The sequence below is a fragment of the Pseudochrobactrum sp. Wa41.01b-1 genome, assembly GCF_019464455.1.
In the GTDB taxonomy this organism is placed as follows: Bacteria; Pseudomonadota; Alphaproteobacteria; order Rhizobiales; family Rhizobiaceae; genus Pseudochrobactrum; species Pseudochrobactrum saccharolyticum.
This window is the reverse complement of record NZ_CP080493.1, coordinates 1,287,501-1,308,079: the sequence shown is the minus strand read 5'-3', so window position 1 is coordinate 1,308,079 and position 20,579 is coordinate 1,287,501. Positions and strand designations below refer to the sequence as shown.

Here is a 20,579-nt window from a genome sequence, read left to right as displayed (position 1 = left end):
TTGTCTATGCTGTTCGTATATCAAGGGGAGTGAAGGCGGGAAACAAGGGTTGATACAGCGCATAGTTTTGAGCCAGTTTCCGGTCATAGCGGTTTTTGGCATAGAGCGAGCCGTTATAGCTATATGCGAATTTTTGCCAGTCGTGCTTGTTCAGCACATCCCGCAGATTGCTGTAGACGATAAAGCGGCTCATCAGTTCAATCTGCTCCGGCACGGCGCTGCGCACGGTTTCAACCATTTCAGCAACGGACACATAGCCCAGCCAGTGCCAATGGGCACCCATAACTTGTCCTATACCCCATGATGTGGATTCATAAGCGGCATCGCGGTTGATACGGCAGGCTTTGTCCAGCATCTGCCATCGTGCCGCCTGATCCGCCGGATTGGGAATGGCTCCGGCGCGGGGAGAGGAGAGCTTCAGCGCTCTGGCTTTTGCCTGATCGGCAGGGGCGAGGCGTTTATCAAAATAATGCCCCTCAAAACGGATCAGTGGTTCATCACGACCATTGATCCGTGTGGTGACAATGCCGCTGCTCTCTGTCTGCGCCACAGCGGCAAGGGCTGCGGGATCGAGATGATGCGCTTGCCCCGCTTCTGAAAACAGCGTTCTGATTTCTGCGCGAAACATGGCACTCTCTCCTGACTGATATACCCTTTGCACTGTGTCATGCGTAGCGAGAACGGGGATAGATTGTCGCTTCGTGGCAGCAAAATTTGATGCTGATCTTGAAATTGCTCCGCAGCGGCGTTAGAGCACAGGCAAGCAGATTAATCTGTTTTCGGCTGTCTGACTGACCCTCAGGGTGCTCAGGCGGAATATCACGGCAGCGCCTTTGCGAGGCGACCAGCTATTGAGGTTTATTTATGTGTGAAGCACATTTCACTGTTGCTGCGCTTTATTGTTTTGCGCGTTTTCCGGATTTTGAAGCCTATCAGGCACCGCTGACTGAGCTTTGTGATGAGCAGGGTATCAAGGGCACTTTGCTGCTGGCTGCTGAAGGACTGAATGGCACTGTTGCCGGAACACAGTCCGGCATTGCCGCGCTGATTGCTTTCATTGAAGCTATTCCTGCCTTGCGTGAGCAGAATATTGAACTGAAATATTCAACAGCTAGCCAGATGCCGTTTAACCGCATGAAAGTCCGTCTCAAGAAAGAGATCGTGACCATGGGTGTGGACGGGATTGATCCGTTGCAGAGCGTCGGCACCTATGTGCAGCCGCAGGAGTGGAATGCGCTGATTGATGATGAGAACACGATCCTCATCGATACGCGTAATGATTATGAATATGCCATCGGCACTTTTAAAGGCGCGATTGATCCGAAGACCAAGACTTTCCGCGAGTTTCCGCAATGGGTTGAAGACCACCGCGACGAGCTGGAAGGCAAGAAAATTGCCATGTTCTGCACCGGCGGTATCCGCTGCGAGAAGGCCACGGCTTTTGTAAAAGGTCTGGGCTTTGATGATGTTTTCCACCTCAAAGGCGGCATTCTGAAATATCTCGAAGATATGCCTGCGGAAGATACACGCTGGGAAGGTGAATGCTTCGTTTTTGACGAGCGTGTTTCCGTTGGTCATGGTCTGGTAGAGGGTGATGTGGAACTCTGCCGCGCTTGCCGTAATCCGGTCACGCCTGAGGGCAAACTGTCGAAATTCTATCAGGAAGGTATTTCCTGCGACACTTGCTATCACGAGCGCAGCGATGCTGACCGTGCCCGTTATGCGGAACGTCAGCGTCAGGTTCTGCTGGCGAAAGAGCGCGGTGCCAAGCAGCATATCGGTGACTGATTTCTAGTCCGTCCTCAATTGCAAAAGGCTCTCCCTTCGGAGAGCCTTTTTTATTTGCTTGAAGCATAGGGCAGGAATCGATATGCATGATGAAATATAATGATTGGAAAATATTGAGGGATATCATGATCAGATTTGTTGTTGCACTTGGCTTGCTTGCCGGAACTGCTCTGCCAACCTTAGCGGCAGAGAAGATTGTTGTGTTTGCTGCGGCCAGCATGAAAGATGTGATTGATACAGCCGCAGAGAAATTTAAGGCTGAAAACGGTGCGGAAGTAACAGCGTCTTATGCGTCTTCCTCTGTGCTGGCGAAACAGATTGAAGCCGGTGCACCAGCTAGCATTTTCATCTCAGCCGATCTCGACTGGATGGATTATGTGCAGGAACGCAAGCTGATCGATAATGATAGCCGCGCTGTGATCGCCGGTAATGCGCTGGTTATCGCCGGTGCCAAAGATACAAAACCGGCAGAAGCTGCGGAAATCCTCAAAGCCGGCCGTTTCTCCATGGGCGATCCGTCAAATGTGCCTGCCGGTAAATATGCCAAGGCTGCTCTGGAAAAGCTCGGCATTTGGGGTGATGTGTCTGCCAATGCGGTCTTCGCGGAAAATGTGCGCGTAGCTCTGCAATATGTTTCCCGCGGTGAAGTGAAAGCCGGTATTGTTTATGCATCGGATCGTGCACAGGTGCCTGAACTGACTGAAGTTTATCGTTTCTCTGCGTCTAGCCACGCGCCAATTCTTTATCCTGCGGCACTGGTCGGCAAGTCTGATGAAAACTCCAAGGCATTTCTCGCATTTCTGCGCAGCGATGCCGGACAGGCAATCATTGCCGATAAGGGCTTTGTGCCTGCGGCAGAAGCAAAATAAGGCTCTGATCTGACTGATGGCAATGCCGGAAATGGAAATTATCGCTTTGTCTTTGAGGATAGCAGGGCTTGCTATCCTCGGAGCCTTGCCGGTTGCATTTGGTTTTGCGTGGATACTGGCGCGCTATAATTTCCCCGGCAAAAGCCTGTTACAGGCGGTGCTGACAATGCCGCTGGTGCTGCCACCGGTAGTAACCGGTTATTTTCTGCTGGTGCTGTTTGGCACGCGCGGCGCTATCGGAAGTCTGCTTTTGCAATGGTTTGATTTTACCTTTGCTTTCCGCTGGACAGGGGCGGCTTTGGCTGCCGGTGTGATGGCGCTGCCATTGCTGATCCGCCCGATACGGCTGGCGATTGAAAATATCGACAAGGGCTTGGAAGAAGCTGCCCGCACTTTGGGTGCAGGGCGCATCAAAGCCTTTATGACTGTGACGCTGCCTTTGCTGATACCAGGCATTATTGCCGGTAGTGTGCTGGGTTTTGCCAAGGCGCTCGGCGAATTTGGCGCTACAATTACTTTTGTCTCGAATATTCCGGGCGAAACGCAAACCTTGTCGCTGGCGATTTATGCGCTGATGCAAACGCCGAGCGGTGATGCCGCTGCCCTGAAGCTTATTCTGGTTTCCGTTGTGCTGTCTGTGTTGGCGGTGGTGCTGTCCGAATGGTTGCAGCGCCGGTTGAGCGGAGCTGGCAAATGACACACCAAATCAGCTTCAATACCCTTGATTTCAATGTTAAAGGCGGCAATGGCGGGTTTCGCGTTGAGGCTGCTTTTCGTGCTGAGACTGGCGTTACAGCATTATTCGGTGCGTCCGGTGCCGGTAAAACCACTTTGCTGCGCATGATTGCCGGAACACTACGCCCTGAGGAAGGGCGTATTGCCGTTGGCAATCTGGTGCTGTTCGACAGCGCCAGAAACATCAATCTCCGTCCTGAAGAACGCCATATCGGCTATGTTTATCAGGATGCCCGCCTGTTCCCGCATCTCAGTGTTTTGCGCAATCTGACATATGCGCAATGGGCGGGTAAACGTGAGCCGGAGCGTAAGGTTGAGGAAATAACCGAGCTGCTCGGCATCGGCGCTTTATTACAGCGCAAGCCGCATCAATTGTCCGGCGGTGAGAAACAGCGTGTGGCGATCGGGCGGGCATTGCTGTCCGCACCGCGCCTGCTGTTGCTCGATGAGCCTTTATCGTCGCTGGATCATGCGCGGCGTCAGGAAATTTTACCCTATCTGGAGCGTTTGCGTGACGAGAGCGGGCTGCCGATTGTCTTTGTCAGCCACGAGGTGGATGAAGTCGCGCGGCTGGCGGATACGCTTGTGCTGCTGGAGCAGGGACGGGTACGGGAAAGCGGTTCAGTGTTTGATATTTTCAGCCAGATTGATGGTACGGGCGATACGACCAGTGTGCTTTTGCAAGGGGAAGTCACCCGCAGTGATGATGCCTATGCCATGGCTGACATTGCCATTGGCGGGCATAATTTTCAGCTGACAGACCATGCATTGCAATCGGGGATGAAAGTGCGATTGCGTATCCGCTCGCGCGATGTGTCTCTGTCGCGCTTTGCGCCGGTGGATATCAGTATCCGCAATATTTTTCCGGTAACGATTGTTGCAATCTCAACCGATGACGGGCCGTTTGCGGAATTGCGCCTGCAATTGGGCGATGTGCAATTATTGTCCCGTATTTCTCGCAAATCTGTGCAGGATCTCAATCTGAAAACCGGCGAGCAGGTTTTTGCACTTATCAAAGCAGTGTCGATAGATCGCAGTGCCGCAAGACTGCAGCAAAGTGAAATCAGTTTGCAATCTGCATAAAATATGGTCATTTCTTCAAGTTAAGAGGAGAATGATTATGCAGGACTTGTCTGGGTGGACACCTTGCCCTTTGCCGGAGCGCAAAGTTCTTGAAGGGCAGTTTGTGCGGCTGGAGCCGCTGAGTGTTGAAAAACACGGGCAGGGGCTGTTTGAGGCGTCAAGCGTTGCCGATGCGGACAGCCGTTTCACATGGTTGTTTGATACGGTGCCTGCAACTCTCGAAGAGATGCTGCCATGGCTGGAGAAATCCGCTGCAAGCCAGACGACCATGTTTTTTGTCACGATTGACAAGGCGACAGGTAAAATTGCCGGTCGTCAGGCGCTGATGCGCATTGATGCCGAGAATGGCAGTATTGAAATCGGCAATGTCTATTGGGGGCCGCTGATTTCACGCAAACCGGCTGCGACCGAAGCCCAGTATCTGTTCATGCAATATATTTTTGATGAGCTTGGTTACCGCCGTTATGAGTGGAAATGCAATAATGATAATCTGCCGTCAAAGCGTGCGGCGGAGCGTTTCGGCTTTCAGTTTGAAGGTATTTTCCGGCAGCATCTGATTGTTAAAGGTAAAAACCGTGACACTGCATGGTATTCGGTGATCGACAGCGAATGGCCTGCATTGAAACAGGCCTACCAAAACTGGCTCGCTCCGGACAATTTTGACGCGAACGGACAGCAAATCAAAAAGCTGGAAAGCTTCTACGCCGATACAGGCCGGAGATAAGCGCATGGCATCCCCACAGCAGAATAAGAAGGATACGCGCAATTCCGCTATAGCCGCGGCACTGATTATGGTGGTTTTCGGCGCGCTGTTTTACTCCATGCCGATCATCATGCTGGCGGTCGGGCCTTACAGTCATGTGCTGGCGGCGCTGATTGCAGTCGTCTTTGTGATGGCCTTTTTTGTGGTGTTCTGGCTGCGGGCGAAATCACAGCGAAAACACCACAAAGAGAATTAACTCAGGGCAGCAATCAGCAGAAGCACGCCTGTCAGAATGATGAATAATGCAGCGGCGATTTCAATCGCCGTTTGCAGCCGTGCTGACATCAGCGGATTCTTGACCAGGCGCAGCGCTGTATTTTTAGCAGTGACAGCCAGTGTTGCCAGCAAGGCGACGGTGATGAAAGTGCCGAATGCCATGGCAAAGGCAGAGAGAATTCCGCCCAGCATCAGGCCGTTGAGCATTGAGAATGTCAGCACGATAATCGCGCCGGAGCAGGGACGGATGCCGACGGCAATAATCGCTGCCCATGCGGTTTTCCAGTTGAAATCACCGCTCAGAGTGGACGGATCAGCAAGGTGACTGTGGCCGCAGGCTGTGCAATTGGCACCATTCCCTGAAAACTCATGGTCAAACACGGCCGGTTTTGTATTGGCAGGCTGATATTTGAGCCGTATGGACGTGTTTAATGATGATGGTTTTTGTGTTGCCGAGGCTGAGAGCGAACCTTGCCAAACGGGAGCCGGTGCCATTGTTTCAACCGCTATTTCAGGAACACGTTGCGGCTTTGAGCGAAGCTTGCGGAAGATGATATAAATACCGCAGAGAATGACCAGCACATAGCTGGCTATTTCCATGCCACGCCCTGCTTTTCCCATTGAAATGCCGATACCACGCAGCACAAACCATGCCATGCCGACCAGAAAAATGGCGGACAGTGCCTGCAAAACGGATGAGATGAAGGAAAGAAAAATCCCGCGTCGCAAAGCTGTTTCATTGGCAATCATATAGGATGAGATCACCGCTTTGCCGTGGCCGGGGCCGGCGGCATGCAAAATACCATAGACAAAAGACAGGCTGACCAATGTCCATGCAGCCCACGGATCATCCTTCATCGCTTTCAGCGCGGTGGTCATCATCAGATAGAAGCGTTTTTGCTCGGCATTAATCCACAATATCAGCTTTGCAAAAGGGCCGGTTGGCTGCAATGTGACTTCACTGGCGCCGATACCTAATGAAGACTGCGCCCATGCCTGACTGTGAAGCACAAATAACAGGCAGGTGCATATGGTCAGCAGCAAAGCACAGGCTCTTAACGGGGGCAGAGTAAGAGTGGGTTGCTTTGCGTGATTCATACCGGAATGCCTCTGATGATATAACGTAACAAATTTGAATTTTGGCCAATCCTTATGCGCTGGCCGGTGACTTGTTATTTACAGGTGATCTCTATTCGGGTTGCGAAGAATTTTGACACGTCATTGGTCATCGCCGCTGCTTCGTCGAAGAATGCCTGTGTCAGACTTTGCTGGTTCTGGGCAAGTGCCTCATCGGGATCAGGGCGGACAACGGCAGAACTGCAGCCGGATGGCATGCCCTTCACCACCAGATCTTCGTCTTTCAGATAATCAATCGCCGTATAGAAAGTCGGGTCATAGACGCCGAAACTGACTTTATGGCCGGGTTCCAGTTTCAGCGGTTTTTCCGGCTTGCTTTCAAACAGGACGATCAACTGATTATCCGGCAGATCGGCAATCAGATGCTCAGGCTTGTTCATGGCAATATCTTTGCCATCCTGCGTAACTGTCTGAAAATATTTATACTCGGCAATGGATGTGTCGATCGTGGTGCTAAGTTCATTCAACTCGGCGCTGTCGAGTTTCAGCGTGCCTTTCTTGTCGAACTCCATCAATACGGTTGACGAGAACAGGTCGTCAAAGCGCCAGACATGCGCCAGTTTCTCAACGGAACGATCCGGTGTGATTGTGATTTCCAGCCTTGCTTCGGCAAAAACATGCGGATGCGCTGATGCCGCAACCACACCAAGCCCTGTCATGAGACAGGTCAGGCCGAGGACATTCAGTAAAGACTTGTTTTTGCTGCTGGTCATGGAAACGAAAATCACTCTTTTGAGCGGTCAATGCTGGTTCGGAATTTGGAGAATGAGTGAGGCAAAACTACGACGACAGTCTACGGGTTTTACGCCTCGTCATTGGTCAGCTCTTTGCACGGATTATCTTTGAACCATTTGGCGAGATAATCGACCAGCAGGCGTACTTTGGCAGGCAGATAGGTACGGTGCGGGTAAACGGCATAAATGCCGCCGTCATTAAGCATATAATCTAGGAGCACCGGCACAAGTGTACCTTTATTCAATTCGCCATCGGCGACAAAACGCGGCAGAACGCTGAAGCCCAGACCTTTGACAGTCGCTGCCATGGTGGTGAGCGGGCTGTTGACCTCCAGCGGGCCGCGGATGGCGACTGTCATCATCGAGCCGTCCTGATTGCGGAACTGCCAGTTATTACGAGAACGGCTGTTGGTATCAATGATGCAAGGCATTTCCCGCAATTGCTCCGGTGTTTCCGGCATGCCCAGCCGTGCGATCAGATCAGGTGAGGCGCAGACAACAGTGTGAAATGCGCTCAGCCTTTTGGCGATCAGCGATGAATCCTGCAAGCGGGTGATGCGGATGGCAAGGTCAAAGCCTTCCTCAACCAGATCAACAAACCGGTCATCAAGGTGGATATCCAGCGCAATCTCCGGATGATCTGCGCAGAAATCAATCAGTGACATGCCCAGTGAGGCATCCGCAAAGCTGCGCGGGGCTGTCAGTTTGATCTTACCGCGTACATCACCGCTGCTTTCGGAGATGGAGTCTTGCAGATCATCCAGCTCGCGCAAAATCTCCGTTGCGCGGTGATAATAAGTGTGGCCGCTTTCGGTAAGCGAAAATTGCCGAGTTGTACGGTTCAGTAGCCGCACGCCCAGATCATCTTCCAGCTCGCGGACATATTTGGACAGAAGGGCTTTGGAACGACCAATTTTGCGCGCAGCTGCTGAGAAACCTTCGGCCTCCACAACATCAATAAAAGCACGCATCCGTGTGAGTGTGTCCATAAGCTCTGCCCTCCAGATCAGCGACTAAACCGCACCATATATCGCGATCCTGAATATTCAAAATGTCTCAGAAATATCAAAGTGATTCGCTGCATTGCAATCAATAAGACACCTGTTTTTATCATCTACATAAAGCACTGCGCCGTATTTTGAATAAAGAAGTGATTTATTAACCAAAAAAAATCAAACCGGCGCAAATTTGTCATTGTGTGGACACATAAATCATCTTATATCGCGCTTGCCCAAAGTCGCACGTGCCTGTGGGTGTCCGCCGGTATTCTGAATGGAGAATAGACCGGTACGGTAACCTGGACCTAACCGCTCCAGTTGATCTGATGGCCAACCATGGATCAAGGACACCTTGAAGCAACGACGGTGCGGGCCTTTCTGGTGTCTTCCGGCTCTCCACAGGTCGGGAACTCAAAGAGGCACACCCTCATTGCCCTAAGTGCGGAACCGGGTTTTTCCCATTCCAAGCCAAGGCAGACAAAGCGGAAAAACGCTAAATTCAGGGCGTTGATCCATCTGCATATGTATTTGTTCCGTGTTTCCTGCATCTCCAAAGGCCGGTTGCGCGAAGAGCTGATTCATATTTGCCGCAAGGCAGTTTGTCCCTCTGATGGCTTTTGATGCGTGTATGCGCAGGTATTTGCTCATCAGTCCTTTGAAACCATGCTCAACCTTGTGCGTCATTGCACGGGGGCAGGCTTTCGCATCGCAAATGATATGAAGATGCGGCTTTTTACTGCTTATTGCAGTTCAGGAGATCAGGATGGCTACACAGCGCATTATCGACTTTCTCGCCACCCGACGTCCGGAAGGCCCTTGCCTTGTCGTTGACCTCGACGTTGTGCGTGAAAATTATGAACATTTTGAAAAGGCTCTGCCGGCCTCGCGCATTTTCTATGCGGTAAAGGCAAATCCTGCACCGCAGATTCTGTCGCTGCTCGCCTCCATGGGCTCGAACTTCGATACAGCGTCGGTTGCGGAAATTGAAATGGCACTCAATGCCGGTGCAACACCTGACCGCATTTCTTATGGCAATACCATCAAGAAAGAGCGCGATATTGCACGCGCTTATGAATATGGCATTCGCCTCTATGCTGTTGATTGCGTTGCAGAAGTGGAAAAAGTTGCCCGTGCGGCTCCTGGTTCCCGTGTGTTCTGCCGCATTCTCGCTGACGGTGAAGGTGCTGAATGGCCGTTGTCGCGTAAATTCGGCTGCGTTCCGGAAATGGCTGTTGATGTGCTGCGTGCAGCCCATCAGCTGGGTCTTGATGCCTATGGTGTATCGTTCCATGTCGGTTCACAGCAGACTGATCTGACTGCTTGGGATCGTGCTCTGGCCGATACCAAAGGCGTGTTTGATCTTTTGGCTAAAGAAGGCATCAACCTGCGCATGGTCAATATGGGCGGTGGTTTCCCGACCCGTTATCTCAAAGATATCCCGACCGCACAGGCCTATGGCGAAGCTATTTTCGACGCGCTGAGCCGTCATTTCGGCAATCGTCTGCCGGAAACCATTATCGAGCCAGGCCGTGGCATGGTTGGCAATGCCGGTGTGATCAAAACCGAAGTGGTTCTGGTTTCCCGCAAAGCCGACAATGACAATCGCTGGGTCTATCTTGATATCGGTAAATTCGGCGGCCTGGCTGAAACCATGGATGAAGCGATCCGTTATCAGATCGTGACTCCGCGTGACGGCGATATTCTGGAGCCTTGTGTTCTGGCAGGCCCGACCTGTGACAGCGCCGATGTGATGTATGAAAAGGCACCTTATCCGCTGCCGGTCTCGCTGACCATCGGTGATGAAGTGCTGATCGAAGGCACCGGCGCTTACACAACGACCTATTCGGCTGTTGCGTTTAACGGTTTTGAACCGCTGCGCTCCTATGTGATCTGATACTGATATGCGTCTCGACAGAGACGCATATTCAGCCTCACATTGCGAATGATACCGGTGAAGAGATTTCACCGGTCTTGTCACACAACATTTTTGCTTTGTGTTTATCCTCATACATATGTTTGAGGAAACAATGCCCCTTACCGCTTTGTTTTAGCGCATTTGCCTCACGCAAATGCTTTAAGGTTCACGCTGATGTCTGCTTCTTCTGTTGCGGCCGGAACCACGGCTGAATTGTCAGCCGCGCAAATCACTGCTCCGGCACCGGTCTCGTTTAGTATTGCGCATGAAACGTCTGCGGACAGCAGCGCGCGTGAGGCTTTGCTCGACCGTGTGATGGGCGAGGGACGCAAGCGCAAATCATCGGAAAAGCTGCGCCGTAAACGCGTGCCTGCCTATGGGCTGGCATTGATTGCCCGCGATGCGCATGGCGTGATGATCGGCAGTGTCCGGCTCTGGCATATTTCTGCCGGTAAAAAAGCCGGCGGAGAAGCTGTGCCTGCTTTGCTGCTGGGGCCTTTGGCGGTTGAGACAATTTATGCGGGGCGGGGTGTCGGCGCTGCATTGATGCGTCAGGCTATTCACAATGCGCAGGCGCTTGGCCATAAGGCGATTTTGCTGGTGGGCGATCCGGAATATTATGGCCGCTTCGGTTTTACCAGCAATAAAATGGCTGATCTGGCTATGCCGGGGCCCGTGGAGCGTCATCGTTTTCTGGCACTGGAGCTGGAAGAAAATTATCTGGACGGTGCATCCGGTGTGCTGACTGCTACCGGCAAGCTGATTGCTGAACGTGCGGCCATTGCTGTTTGAATAGAGCGGAATTTAAAGAAAAATAACCGGTTTCAGTTGTCAGTCTCTGCTTTCAGTTGAAACCGGTTTTGAATAGCATACCTATATAGAACGAAGAATTATGCTCCGGCTATTTTGCCGGATAGTTCACATATAGGGAAAACAGAATGCAACTGGCAGATATCGGACTGATCGGGCTTGGCGTCATGGGTTCTAATCTGGCGCTCAATATCGCTGAAAAAGGATATCGGGTTGCAGTTTATGACCGTGAAGCGCCGGTATTAGAAAAGTTTTACGCTTCCAGCGGTGAGTTGCAGGAACGCATTATTCCCTGTGCGACTATGGAGCAGCTCAGCCAGAATATTGCCAAGCCGCGCCCGATTATCATGCTGATTAAAGCAGGCAGTCCCGTTGATACGGAAATGGCCAAGCTCAAGACCTTTCTGGAAAAAGGCGACATCATTATTGATTCCGGCAATTCCGATTACCGCGATACGGTGCGTCGTCTGAATTCACTCGGCGAAAACGATCCGACTTTTGTCGGTATGGGCATTTCCGGTGGTGCGGAAGGTGCGCGTAACGGCCCGTCCATGATGGTGGGTGGTACGCCTGAAGCCTATGCGCGGATTGAGCCGATACTGGATGCGGTTGCCGCGCGTTATAAAGGCGAACCATGCAGTGCCCGTATGGGGCCGGATGGTGCGGGGCATTTCGTCAAAACCATTCATAACGGTATTGAATATGCCGATATGCAGATGATTGCGGAAATCTATGGCATTTTGCGTGATGTCTGCGGCTTGAAGGCGGAAGAAATCGCGCCGATTTTTGCAAAATGGAATACAGGCGCTCTGAATTCCTATCTCATCGAGATTACGGCAGAAGTGCTGAAAGCGCTTGATCCTGAAACCGGAAAGCCGGTGCCTGATATTATTCTGGATGCGGCAGGACAAAAGGGTACCGGACGCTGGGCGGCGATTGAAAGCCAGTTTCTCGGTGTTCCGGCGACAGGTATTGAAGCGGCAGTTGCTGCACGCTCGATCTCTTCCCTGATTGCGCAACGGCAGAAACTGGCAAATGCCTATGGCGAGCCGGTGCAGACAGGCTCAATCAAGGCGGATCAGGCTTTTATTGATGCATTGGAGCAGGCATTGCTGGCCGCAAAGATTGCTGCCTATGCGCAGGGCTTTGCAGTGATGGCCGCAGCTTCACAAGAGCATCAGTGGAACCTGCCACTGGCGACGATTGCACGGATCTGGCGCGCCGGTTGTATTATCCGTTCACAGTTTCTGGATGAAATCGGTGAGGCTTTTGCTGCGGGTGAGGTGGATAATCTGCTTCTGGCACCTGCATTTGTTGAGCAAATGAGCGTGGCTGCCCAAAGTCTGCGTCAGGTTGTGGCTGCGGCAGTGACTGCCGGTGTGCCGGTGCCGGCACTGAGCTCGGCAATCAGTTACTTTGACGGTTTCCGCCAAAAACGCGGTTCAGCCAATTTGATTCAGGCGCAGCGTGATTTCTTCGGGGCGCATGGTTTCAAAAGAATCGACAAAGATGGCGATTTCCATGGCCCTTGGGGCGACGGACTGTAATTGCTGCTTACGCAAGACAAGGAAAAGGTCGGACTTGATAAAAGTCCGACCTTTATTTTTATTTGCCCAAAACCAATAAATCCTGCGCAGCAAAATGGACAGTGATTTTATCACCATGCTGCGGCGGGCGCACCGCCGGATTATTGAAACTGTCGAAAGACAGTTGATTTGCACCCAGTGTTACACGGGTACGAATGACTGAGCCTAAGAAGTGCACATCCTGCACAATGACTTCAACACTGCTGTCGCGGGCAGGGGAGGCATCAAGGCTAATGGTTTCCGGCCGCAGAGCCAGAGTGATAGCATCACCTTTATTGTAAGATGCCAATGATTGCGGGACGGTGATGGTGGTGCCGCCAAGATCCGCTTTATTCTGCTGCGGGTCTGCCACACGGGCTTCCAGCATGTTCAGCGTACCAACGAATGATGCCACGAAGCGCGTTGCCGGACGGTTGTAAATATCAAACGGTGTACCGATCTGATCCGCTTTGCCTTCATGCATCACTACGATCCGGTCGGAAATAGACAGTGCTTCTTCCTGATCGTGGGTCACAAATACGGTTGTGATGCCAAGCTGACGCTGGATGGCGCGGATTTCTTCACGCAATGAAATACGAATTTTCGCATCCAGTGCCGAGAGTGGTTCATCGAGCAGCAGCACCTGCGGCTTTGTGGCCAAGGCACGGGCAAGGGCAACACGCTGCTGTTGGCCGCCGGACATCTGATACGGGAAACGATCTGCCAGATGCTCAAGGCGGATCAGTTCCAGCATCTCTTTGACCGTTGCATCAATCTCGGCTTTTGGTTTGCCGGACACCCGCAGACCAAAGGCAACATTCTGCGCCACGGTCATATTCGGAAACAGCGCATAGGCCTGAAACACCATGCCGATATTGCGCTTGTTTGGCTTGAGATCGACAACATCCTGACCGTTGATTTCGATCACACCCTGATCGGGTGATTCAAAACCGGCAATCATACGCAGAACAGTGGTTTTTCCGCAGCCCGATGGCCCGAGAAATGAGATGAACTCACCTTTCTCAACCGCCAGACTGAAATCATGAACAACAGTATTGGCGCCGAAGCTTTTTTTGAGATTATTGATATTGAGAAAAGCCATGACTTAATTGCCTGCTGTCTTAAATTTGGAGAAGCGGGTGACAAGCTGCAGCATAATCATGCTCAGCCATGTGATGCCGAAGGCAATGATTGCCAGTGCTGACGGTTCATAAGCGCGGTTCGCACCGACAAGCTGTAAATAAGGGCCGAAAGCCGGACGATTGAGCAGCGAAGCCAGCGTAAATTCACCGATAACGATCGCAAAGGTAATGAACGCACCGCTCATAACGCCGGAAAGCACATTCGGGAAAATCACCTTGAACAGAATGGTCGGCCAGCCTGCGCCCAGACTTTCCGCGGCTTCTGTCAGCGTGCGCACATCAATCGTACGCATGGCCGTATCAATCGAGCGATACATATAAGGCAGCGCCAGCGTCACATAGCCGAACATCAGCAGAATATCGGTTGCGCGTGTCGAGCCGGTAAATGGCAGCCATGAGGACGAGTTATAAATCCGCAAATAGCCGAATACGATAACAATCGCCGGAATAACCAGTGGCATCAGCGTGATAAATTCAATGACGGGGCGCAAGTAAGGCATGCGCAGACGCACCCAATAGGCGGTCGGTACGACCAGCAGCACGCCGAAAATAATCGTCATGATTGCCAGCATGATGGAATAGCCGAAGGTCGCCTGAAAATTCGGGTCTGTCAGCACCACACGATAGGCATCAAAGGAATATTCACCACGACGCATGCGCAGAGAGAATTCAAATGTACCGATCAGCGGCACAACGAAATAGATCGCGCCGATCAGAAAGGCGATCCATGCGCCGAGGGTTTTTGGAATGAAATATTTCAGCTTCATTTCTGCCACCGTTCTGCACGCATGCGCAGCCAGATATAGAGCAGATTGGAAATGCCGGTAATCAGGATCATACCGAGTGCCAGCGCATAGCCGAGATTCTGATTGTGCAGAACATCACCACGAATCTGCGCATAAAGCAGGATAGGTACGATATTCAGCGAAGAACCGGTCAGCGCATAGGCTGTTGCAATGGCGCCAAAGGCATTGGCGAACAGCAACAGGCTGGTGCCGAGCAGGCTGGGCCAGAGAATCGGAAAGGCCACCATGCGCCAATATTGGAATGTCGTGGCACCGAGAATCGATGAAGCCTCACGCCATTCTTTTTTCAGACCATCCAGAGCAGGGGTGAGGATCAGCACCATCAGCGGAATCTGGAAAAACAGATAGGTCAGTGTCAAGCCGAAAAAGCTCAGCAGGTTAAAACCGGTGGCATAGAGATTAAATCCGAACCATTCGCGCAGCAGAATCGTGACAAAACCGGTGCGGCCGAGCGTGGCAAGAAAGGCGAAAGCCAACGGAACGCCGGCAAAGTTGGACGCAACGCCGGAGAATGTGAGTACAGTCGGGCGCAGAAAACGGGGCAGTTTACCCAGTACAATCGCCCATGCCATGAACGAGCCGATCACAGCGCCACCCAAAGCGGAGGCAAAGCTGATTTTGATCGAGACCCAATAGGCGCTCATAATGCCGGGTTCAAACAGATCTATAATATTTTGCAGGGTGAAATTACCCTGACTATCCTGAAATGCACCGACAACCAGATACATGGTCGGCCAGAGCAGAAACAGAATTGCGAAGGCGAAAAAAGGGGCAACACCGAGCCACTCTAAAGGCAGACGGCGCTTGGCGCGTCGCACAGGGGGCGTGTCAGATGTTATGCCATTGCTGGACAGGCTCATATGATTTTTGCTTTTTATCGTCTGCGTCGGTGATGGCTTCCGCAGATTGAGGTGCTGAAATCTGCAGGCATACAGCAATGTTCAGATTGCGGTGCCGGCTGAGTTATTTTTTATGATGATATGTGTCGTATAAAAATGCAAATTGCAAAACCTGTTACGGGCGGGTGTTGCCGCCCGTAACAGCAGCATTCAGCTGTTCAGCTTACTGAACATTCGCGCCGACAACGCTATCCCAGTTCTTGGTGATGACAGCCTGAGACTTGTCGAGTTCTTCCAAAGTCGGGAAGACAGCTTTCTGGTAAGCTTCTGCCGGTGGCAGCTTGTCGAGCAGTTCCTGAGGAATCTTGCCTTCTTTAGCCATGGCGTTGAAGCGGATCGGGTGGCAATAGCCTTTCAGATAACCGATCTGGCCTTCATCGGAATAGAGATGTTCCATCCAGAGTTTGGCTGCATTTGGATGTGGTGCATAGGCGCTGATGCCCTGTACATACACACCGGCTACAACACCGGTTTTCGGAATGATAACTTCAACTTCCGGATTGCCGTTCAGCGTATCACGGTCTGCCAGAGCATTATAGTCCCAGCGGATAACGATAGGGGTTGAGCCCTGTGCCAGCGAAGCGGCCTTGCCGATGACAGGTACAAAATTACCGGCCTTATTCACGTCGCGGAAGAATTCCAGACCCTTCTGAGCTGCTTCTTCACCCGGCTTGCCGCCAAGAGAAAGACCGGCAGCATACACGCTCAGGATTGCCTGTGTGGATGCACGCGGATCACCGGAATGCGCAACGGCATTGGCAAATTCAGGCTTGAGCAGATCAGCCCAGTCCTGCGGTGCATCTTTGATGATGTCTTTGTTCACTTCGAAAGCCAATACGCCGTAATAGTCGCCGTACCAGTAACCTTCAGCATCCTTGGCATCATCAGGGATCGAATCCCATGTCGATACTTTATAAGGCTGGAGCAGGCCGTCTTTTTTCGCGGTGGTGCCGAAGGTAAAGCCGACATCGATCACGTCAGGCGCCTGAGGGCCTTTATTGTCTTTGTTCGCTTTGATCGCTTCGATTTCATCGCCGGAGCCTGCATCCGGATTCAGTTCATTGACCTGAATGCCGTATTTATCTTTGAAGCTCTTGATGATTTCACCATAGCCGCACCAGTCATGCGGAAGGGCGATTGTGGTCAGCTGACCCTCTGCTTTCGCGGCGGCGATCAGTTCTTCTGACGGAGCTGCCACGGATAATGTGGTGCCGGCAAAAGCGATCGCTGTTGTCAGGGACAACAGCCGTGTTGTTCTGTTAAGCATTGACATACTCCCCTTAAAGCTACGGGAGGCCTGCTTTCAGGCATCCTCGCATTTTTTCGATAGGCGCGTCATATGAAAGTACCATGACAGCTATCGTTTTTCTTTATCCGGGCAGAAGTGAACCATGTTTTTTTATCGCAATCAATTGAATGTTGCAGTTTAGAGAGACGGAAATGAATAAAAAACAACAATATACTTAATCTCTTGAATATATTGATTTTTATCGGATGATAATCTGGCTGTGCGGCGCCGTTCTGAATATCAGAAAAGATTCATAGGCTTAGACGTAAATGTCGCTAAGCGGATAGTATGAGCGGGCAATTAGTTGGTAATTGTGCATTGTGACAAAAACATTTTAATAAAATAAATGTGCCGAATAATGAGATTCTGTTCAGCGATGAAATGATCTTAATTTTAAGGTGCTGATTTTTAATTATTAAATTTGCAGAAGAGAGTTTTGGGCCGGTTTCCGAAGGGAGGGGATGACCGGAGATTCGTTGCAATGGATCAATATTGTTTTATCTTATTTGCGTCATCGCGTTGAAATAGTATTTTTGCTGCATTCATGTCTTAGTTGAGAAGAGGCGCGCAAATTATGTGCGTTTATTTTCGAATCATTTTCATATTCGCGCGTTTTTATGCGCTTTAATTTTTATGTTTTCATTTCGCTGATTTTTACAGGTGTTTAAAACGGAATTTTTTCATGGAATTTGAATTTATCCATTTCCCGGAATTTCAAAACAGTTTCTTTGGCAAAGAATATTGTTCATCTATTCTGGAAACATATATCGCCGTTCGTAAAAAACTTTCCTGCAAGCATATTACGCATATTACGCCTAAGCATGCGGATGCGGGCATGGCTGATAATATCAAGACTGTGGTGTCGACATTTCCGGCAGACTGGATCGTGAATTACGCTGCTAAAAGTTATTTTGATATTGATCCGCTTTTTCATCAGAAATGGTCTGATCCCGAGCTGCCTCATAGTGTCAGCATTACAGAGATTTACAGTCACAAACAAAATACACCGGCATTGCAGAATTTTGTCGATGATTTGAGAGCGCATAATTTTGGCGATACATTTATTATGGTGACACAGCGGCTGAACGGCAGCGGTGATGCCCATACTATTTATGCGTTTGATACGAAAAAGGGCAAAAACAATCTCAATGCCGAAGATCTCATCCGCTTGCTGGAAAAAGACTTTTTGCAGGCGACTGCGCAATTGCATGAATCTGTATTGTCAGCAGTGAGCGACTATTCATCACAAAAGAAAGAAGTTCAGTCGCTGGTTTCTCTGACACCGCGCGAGATTGACTGCCTGAAATGGGCTGCGCGGGGTAAGACCGATGGTGAGATTGCCGATATCCTTAGCATCGCCCGCTGGACAGTGGTGACCTATCTGCAAAATGCCAAGATCAAGCTGGGTTGTGCCAACCGCACATCTGCGGTGGCCGTGGCGATGTCGCTCGGCATTATACCGTTGCCGGATACATCGCATTTACAGGGCTGATTTGCAAAAACACCCCGCATTTTTTGTGCGGGGTGTTCTGTTATTCCTGATCAGTTATGTGCACAGCTTGCGCAAAGGCCGCGAATTTCCAAAGTGGTTTTGCTGGCATGAAAATGGTTCTTCTGCGTCCAGTGCTGCACGCAATCTTCGATTTCCGGCTCAGAAAATTCCGAAGCTAAACCGCATTTATCGCAAATGGCAAAAGCTGCGATACCATGCAGATGGCCGTGCTCATGGTGGTGCGGATGGGCGCAGGCAATAAAAGCATTCAGGCTTTCAAGACGATGGATCAGGCCGTATTCGAGCAATTTGTCCAGTGCACGATAGACTTGCAGGGGGGCACGGAAGCCTTCTTCGCGCAACTGGTCGAGAATTGTATAGGCGCTGAGCGGAAACTCAGCCTTTGCAAGCGCTTCCAATACGAGATTCTGATTGCGTGTGAGTTTCGGAGCGCGCGCTGTCACAGATGCAGTTTCTGTATGCGTATGAGCGGTCATTATGAAGTCTCCTTATCGCGCGCAACCGGCAAAGATGCTTTGAGTTTTTGCCATGGTAGCAAGCTTATAACAAAAAACACCACAGAAGCCACGACTATGGATGGTCCTGACGGCGTGTCATAATTTAATGAGCCGAAGAGACCGGCAATAACCGAGCAGGCGCCGATAAATGCCGCATAGATGGCCATTTGTTCCGGTGACAATGCAAAGCGGCGCGCCGTGGCTGCCGGAATAATCAGCAGGGCGGTAATCAGCAGAATACCGACGATTTTCATGGCAATGGCAATCAGCAGCGCCAGCAAAATCATAAACAAAGTGCGGTGCAGCTCCGGTTGCAGGCCTTCAGCCTGCGCAATATCTTCGCTGATGGTCGCTGCCAGTAGTGGTCGCCAGAGTTTAATCAGACCCGCGAGAATTAATGCTCCACCGGCATAAATGGCGATAAGATCGGAGACGGATACCGCGAGAATGTCGCCGAACAACAGTGACATCAGATCAAAGCGGATCCATGTCATGAAGGCGACAAGCACCAGCCCGAATGCCAATGTGGCGTGGGAGAGTATGCCCAGCAATGAATCGGCTGAAAGTGAGTGGCGTTTTTGCAGGACGACCAGTAGCATGGCGATGCTAAAGGCGATCAGAAAGACGGAAACCATAATATTCAGGTCAAACAGCATGGCAAGGCCAACACCAAGTAGCGCCGAATGAGCCATCGTGTCGCCGAAATAGGCCATACGCCGCCATACAATAAAGCAACCGATAGGGCCGGTAATTAAAGCGAGGCCGATACCGGCAAGCATGGCGCGGATAAAGAAGTCATCAAGCATGATTGTGTCCACCGCTTTGGGAGTGATTGTGGTCTTCGCAGTGTTCATGATGATGGCCGTCATCATGGTGACAATGATCGGTTATCGTGCCGTCTGCATGTTGCACCCGTCCGTCAGCCAGATGGGTGTGGTCATGATGATGCGTATAGACCGCAAGTGATGGCGGAATTTCCATGCCGCGCGGAGTGCGCAATCCAAAAAGCTTGGCATATTCAGGGCTGGCCGCCACATCAACTGGTGTGCCGCTGCAACATATATGCCCGTTCAGGCAGACAACGCGGTCTGTTGCGGCCATAACAATATGCAGATCATGGGAGATCATCAGGACACCGCAACCGGTCTGATCGCGGAATTTTGCAATTTTCTCATAAAGTTCGGCTTCACCGGCAAAATCAACACCTTGCAATGGTTCATCCAGCACCAGCAAATCCGGTTTGCATGCAAATGCACGGGCAAGCAGCACACGCTGAAACTCGCCGCCGGAAAGATGGACAACTTGTGCTTTGATGAGTTGCGGAATGCCTGCAAGTTCCAGAGCTGCTCCGATTGCTTCTTTTTTTATAGGAGCAGTCATGCGGATCATACGCTCAACTGTCAGCGGCAGGCTCGGATCAATCGAGATTTTTTGCGGGACATAGCCGATGGTCAGGGATTTCTCGCGTTTCACCGCGCCTTCATCAGGCTTATGAATGCCCAATGCCATTTTGGCGGTCGTGCTTTTCCCTGAGCCGTTAGGGCCGATGAGCGTAACAATTTCACCTTTATGCAGGGTGAGATCAATGTTGCGGACAAGCCAGCGACCGTTCCGCTCAATCCCTGCATTTTCAAGGCGCAGAAGAATGTCAGGTGTCTGTCCGCTGACGGCAGCTGATAATGGATGATGCATTGTACGCTTTCGGAATGATAGAAAAGCAGATCCTGCTCTTGTCACGAGTTATCTCATACGTTATAGCATTACGCAATAATGTAACTTTATAACATATTGTTCCGATGCGCTGCCATTTCAATCGCTGGC

General features: G+C 51.1%; 21 protein-coding genes. 10 read left to right on the top strand and 11 right to left on the bottom strand.

The window, feature by feature from the left end:
• Positions 1 to 4: 4 nt before the first annotated feature.
• Positions 5 to 628 (bottom strand): N-acetylmuramidase family protein, encoded by a 624-nt coding sequence (locus K1X45_RS06175; RefSeq protein WP_220160119.1) that lies wholly within the window; start codon positions 626 to 628, stop codon positions 5 to 7.
• 236 nt (positions 629 to 864) lie between these two features.
• Here K1X45_RS06175 and K1X45_RS06170 point away from each other — a divergent pair, with 236 nt between their 5' ends.
• From K1X45_RS06170 to K1X45_RS06145, 6 genes are all read left to right on the top strand, one after another.
• Positions 865 to 1,788 (top strand): rhodanese-related sulfurtransferase, encoded by a 924-nt coding sequence (locus K1X45_RS06170; protein WP_022709717.1) that lies wholly within the window; start codon positions 865 to 867, stop codon positions 1,786 to 1,788.
• Between the two features lie 113 nt (positions 1,789 to 1,901).
• Entirely contained in the window at positions 1,902 to 2,657 is a 756-nt protein-coding gene (modA, locus tag K1X45_RS06165; protein WP_370627100.1) for a molybdate ABC transporter substrate-binding protein, read from the top strand.
• 16 nt (positions 2,658 to 2,673) lie between these two features.
• Complete coding sequence (gene modB / locus K1X45_RS06160) at positions 2,674 to 3,354, top strand: molybdate ABC transporter permease subunit (RefSeq protein ID WP_213598726.1); 681 nt, start codon at positions 2,674 to 2,676, stop codon at positions 3,352 to 3,354.
• Positions 3,351 to 4,475, top strand: coding sequence for a molybdenum ABC transporter ATP-binding protein (modC, locus tag K1X45_RS06155; protein WP_116088796.1), 1,125 nt, complete (start codon positions 3,351 to 3,353; stop codon positions 4,473 to 4,475). The genes modB and modC overlap by 4 nt, the downstream gene beginning before the upstream one ends.
• Positions 4,476 to 4,512: 37 nt before the next feature.
• Positions 4,513 to 5,199 (top strand): GNAT family N-acetyltransferase, encoded by a 687-nt coding sequence (locus K1X45_RS06150; RefSeq protein ID WP_116088970.1) that lies wholly within the window; start codon positions 4,513 to 4,515, stop codon positions 5,197 to 5,199.
• Between the two features lie 4 nt (positions 5,200 to 5,203).
• Complete coding sequence (locus tag K1X45_RS06145) at positions 5,204 to 5,434, top strand: hypothetical protein (protein WP_022709722.1); 231 nt, start codon at positions 5,204 to 5,206, stop codon at positions 5,432 to 5,434.
• Here the strand turns inward: K1X45_RS06145 and K1X45_RS06140 are convergent.
• From K1X45_RS06140 to K1X45_RS06130, 3 genes are all read right to left on the bottom strand, one after another.
• Positions 5,431 to 6,552 (bottom strand): nickel/cobalt transporter, encoded by a 1,122-nt coding sequence (locus K1X45_RS06140; RefSeq protein WP_220160117.1) that lies wholly within the window; start codon positions 6,550 to 6,552, stop codon positions 5,431 to 5,433. The two genes, K1X45_RS06145 and K1X45_RS06140, sit on opposite strands and share 4 nt — an antisense overlap.
• Before the next feature lie 74 nt (positions 6,553 to 6,626).
• Positions 6,627 to 7,304, bottom strand: coding sequence for a DUF1007 family protein (locus K1X45_RS06135; RefSeq protein ID WP_151160038.1), 678 nt, complete (start codon positions 7,302 to 7,304; stop codon positions 6,627 to 6,629).
• A gap of 89 nt (positions 7,305 to 7,393) precedes the next feature.
• Complete coding sequence (locus K1X45_RS06130; RefSeq protein WP_022709725.1) at positions 7,394 to 8,314, bottom strand: LysR family transcriptional regulator; 921 nt, start codon at positions 8,312 to 8,314, stop codon at positions 7,394 to 7,396.
• 772 nt (positions 8,315 to 9,086) lie between these two features.
• Here K1X45_RS06130 and K1X45_RS06125 point away from each other — a divergent pair.
• The 3 genes from K1X45_RS06125 to gndA all read left to right on the top strand — a co-directional run bounded on the left by K1X45_RS06125 (position 9,087) and on the right by gndA (position 12,595).
• Complete coding sequence (locus tag K1X45_RS06125; RefSeq protein ID WP_213598711.1) at positions 9,087 to 10,217, top strand: type III PLP-dependent enzyme; 1,131 nt, start codon at positions 9,087 to 9,089, stop codon at positions 10,215 to 10,217.
• 195 nt (positions 10,218 to 10,412) lie between these two features.
• Complete coding sequence (locus tag K1X45_RS06120; protein ID WP_220160116.1) at positions 10,413 to 11,030, top strand: GNAT family N-acetyltransferase; 618 nt, start codon at positions 10,413 to 10,415, stop codon at positions 11,028 to 11,030.
• Positions 11,031 to 11,176: 146 nt separating this feature from the next.
• The gene (gene gndA, locus K1X45_RS06115) at positions 11,177 to 12,595 is read left to right on the top strand and encodes an NADP-dependent phosphogluconate dehydrogenase (protein WP_220160115.1); all 1,419 of its coding nucleotides are present in this window, start codon (positions 11,177 to 11,179) and stop codon (positions 12,593 to 12,595) included.
• A 58-nt stretch (positions 12,596 to 12,653) separates the two neighbouring features.
• On the opposite strand, the gene K1X45_RS06110 is transcribed toward gndA, so the two are convergent.
• The 4 genes from K1X45_RS06110 to K1X45_RS06095 all read right to left on the bottom strand — a co-directional run bounded on the left by K1X45_RS06110 (position 12,654) and on the right by K1X45_RS06095 (position 16,727).
• The gene (locus K1X45_RS06110; RefSeq protein ID WP_220160114.1) at positions 12,654 to 13,715 is read right to left on the bottom strand and encodes an ABC transporter ATP-binding protein; all 1,062 of its coding nucleotides are present in this window, start codon (positions 13,713 to 13,715) and stop codon (positions 12,654 to 12,656) included.
• A 3-nt stretch (positions 13,716 to 13,718) separates the two neighbouring features.
• Complete coding sequence (locus K1X45_RS06105) at positions 13,719 to 14,522, bottom strand: iron ABC transporter permease (protein WP_022709619.1); 804 nt, start codon at positions 14,520 to 14,522, stop codon at positions 13,719 to 13,721.
• Positions 14,519 to 15,421: an ABC transporter permease subunit gene (locus K1X45_RS06100; protein WP_022709618.1), complete on the bottom strand. Its 903-nt coding sequence runs from the start codon at positions 15,419 to 15,421 to the stop codon at positions 14,519 to 14,521. Before K1X45_RS06100 ends, K1X45_RS06105 begins: the two co-directional genes overlap by 4 nt.
• Positions 15,422 to 15,623: 202 nt before the next feature.
• Entirely contained in the window at positions 15,624 to 16,727 is a 1,104-nt protein-coding gene (locus tag K1X45_RS06095) for an ABC transporter substrate-binding protein (RefSeq protein WP_022709617.1), read from the bottom strand.
• A 703-nt stretch (positions 16,728 to 17,430) separates the two neighbouring features.
• Between K1X45_RS06095 and K1X45_RS06090 the strand changes: the two genes are divergently transcribed.
• On the top strand, positions 17,431 to 18,240 hold the full coding sequence (locus K1X45_RS06090; protein ID WP_220160113.1) for a LuxR family transcriptional regulator: 810 nt from the start codon (positions 17,431 to 17,433) through the stop codon (positions 18,238 to 18,240).
• A gap of 50 nt (positions 18,241 to 18,290) precedes the next feature.
• Here K1X45_RS06090 and K1X45_RS06085 read toward each other — a convergent pair whose 3' ends face one another.
• The 3 genes from K1X45_RS06085 to K1X45_RS06075 are packed head-to-tail and all read right to left on the bottom strand — an operon-like array spanning position 18,291 to position 20,450.
• Complete coding sequence (locus tag K1X45_RS06085) at positions 18,291 to 18,737, bottom strand: Fur family transcriptional regulator (protein WP_220160112.1); 447 nt, start codon at positions 18,735 to 18,737, stop codon at positions 18,291 to 18,293.
• A complete protein-coding gene (locus tag K1X45_RS06080; RefSeq protein WP_370627099.1) occupies positions 18,737 to 19,618 on the bottom strand; it encodes a metal ABC transporter permease in 882 nt (293 codons plus the stop codon). The genes K1X45_RS06085 and K1X45_RS06080 overlap by 1 nt, the downstream gene beginning before the upstream one ends.
• Complete coding sequence (locus tag K1X45_RS06075; RefSeq protein ID WP_220160111.1) at positions 19,557 to 20,450, bottom strand: metal ABC transporter ATP-binding protein; 894 nt, start codon at positions 20,448 to 20,450, stop codon at positions 19,557 to 19,559. Before K1X45_RS06075 ends, K1X45_RS06080 begins: the two co-directional genes overlap by 62 nt.
• Between the last annotated feature and the right edge of the window lie 129 nt (positions 20,451 to 20,579).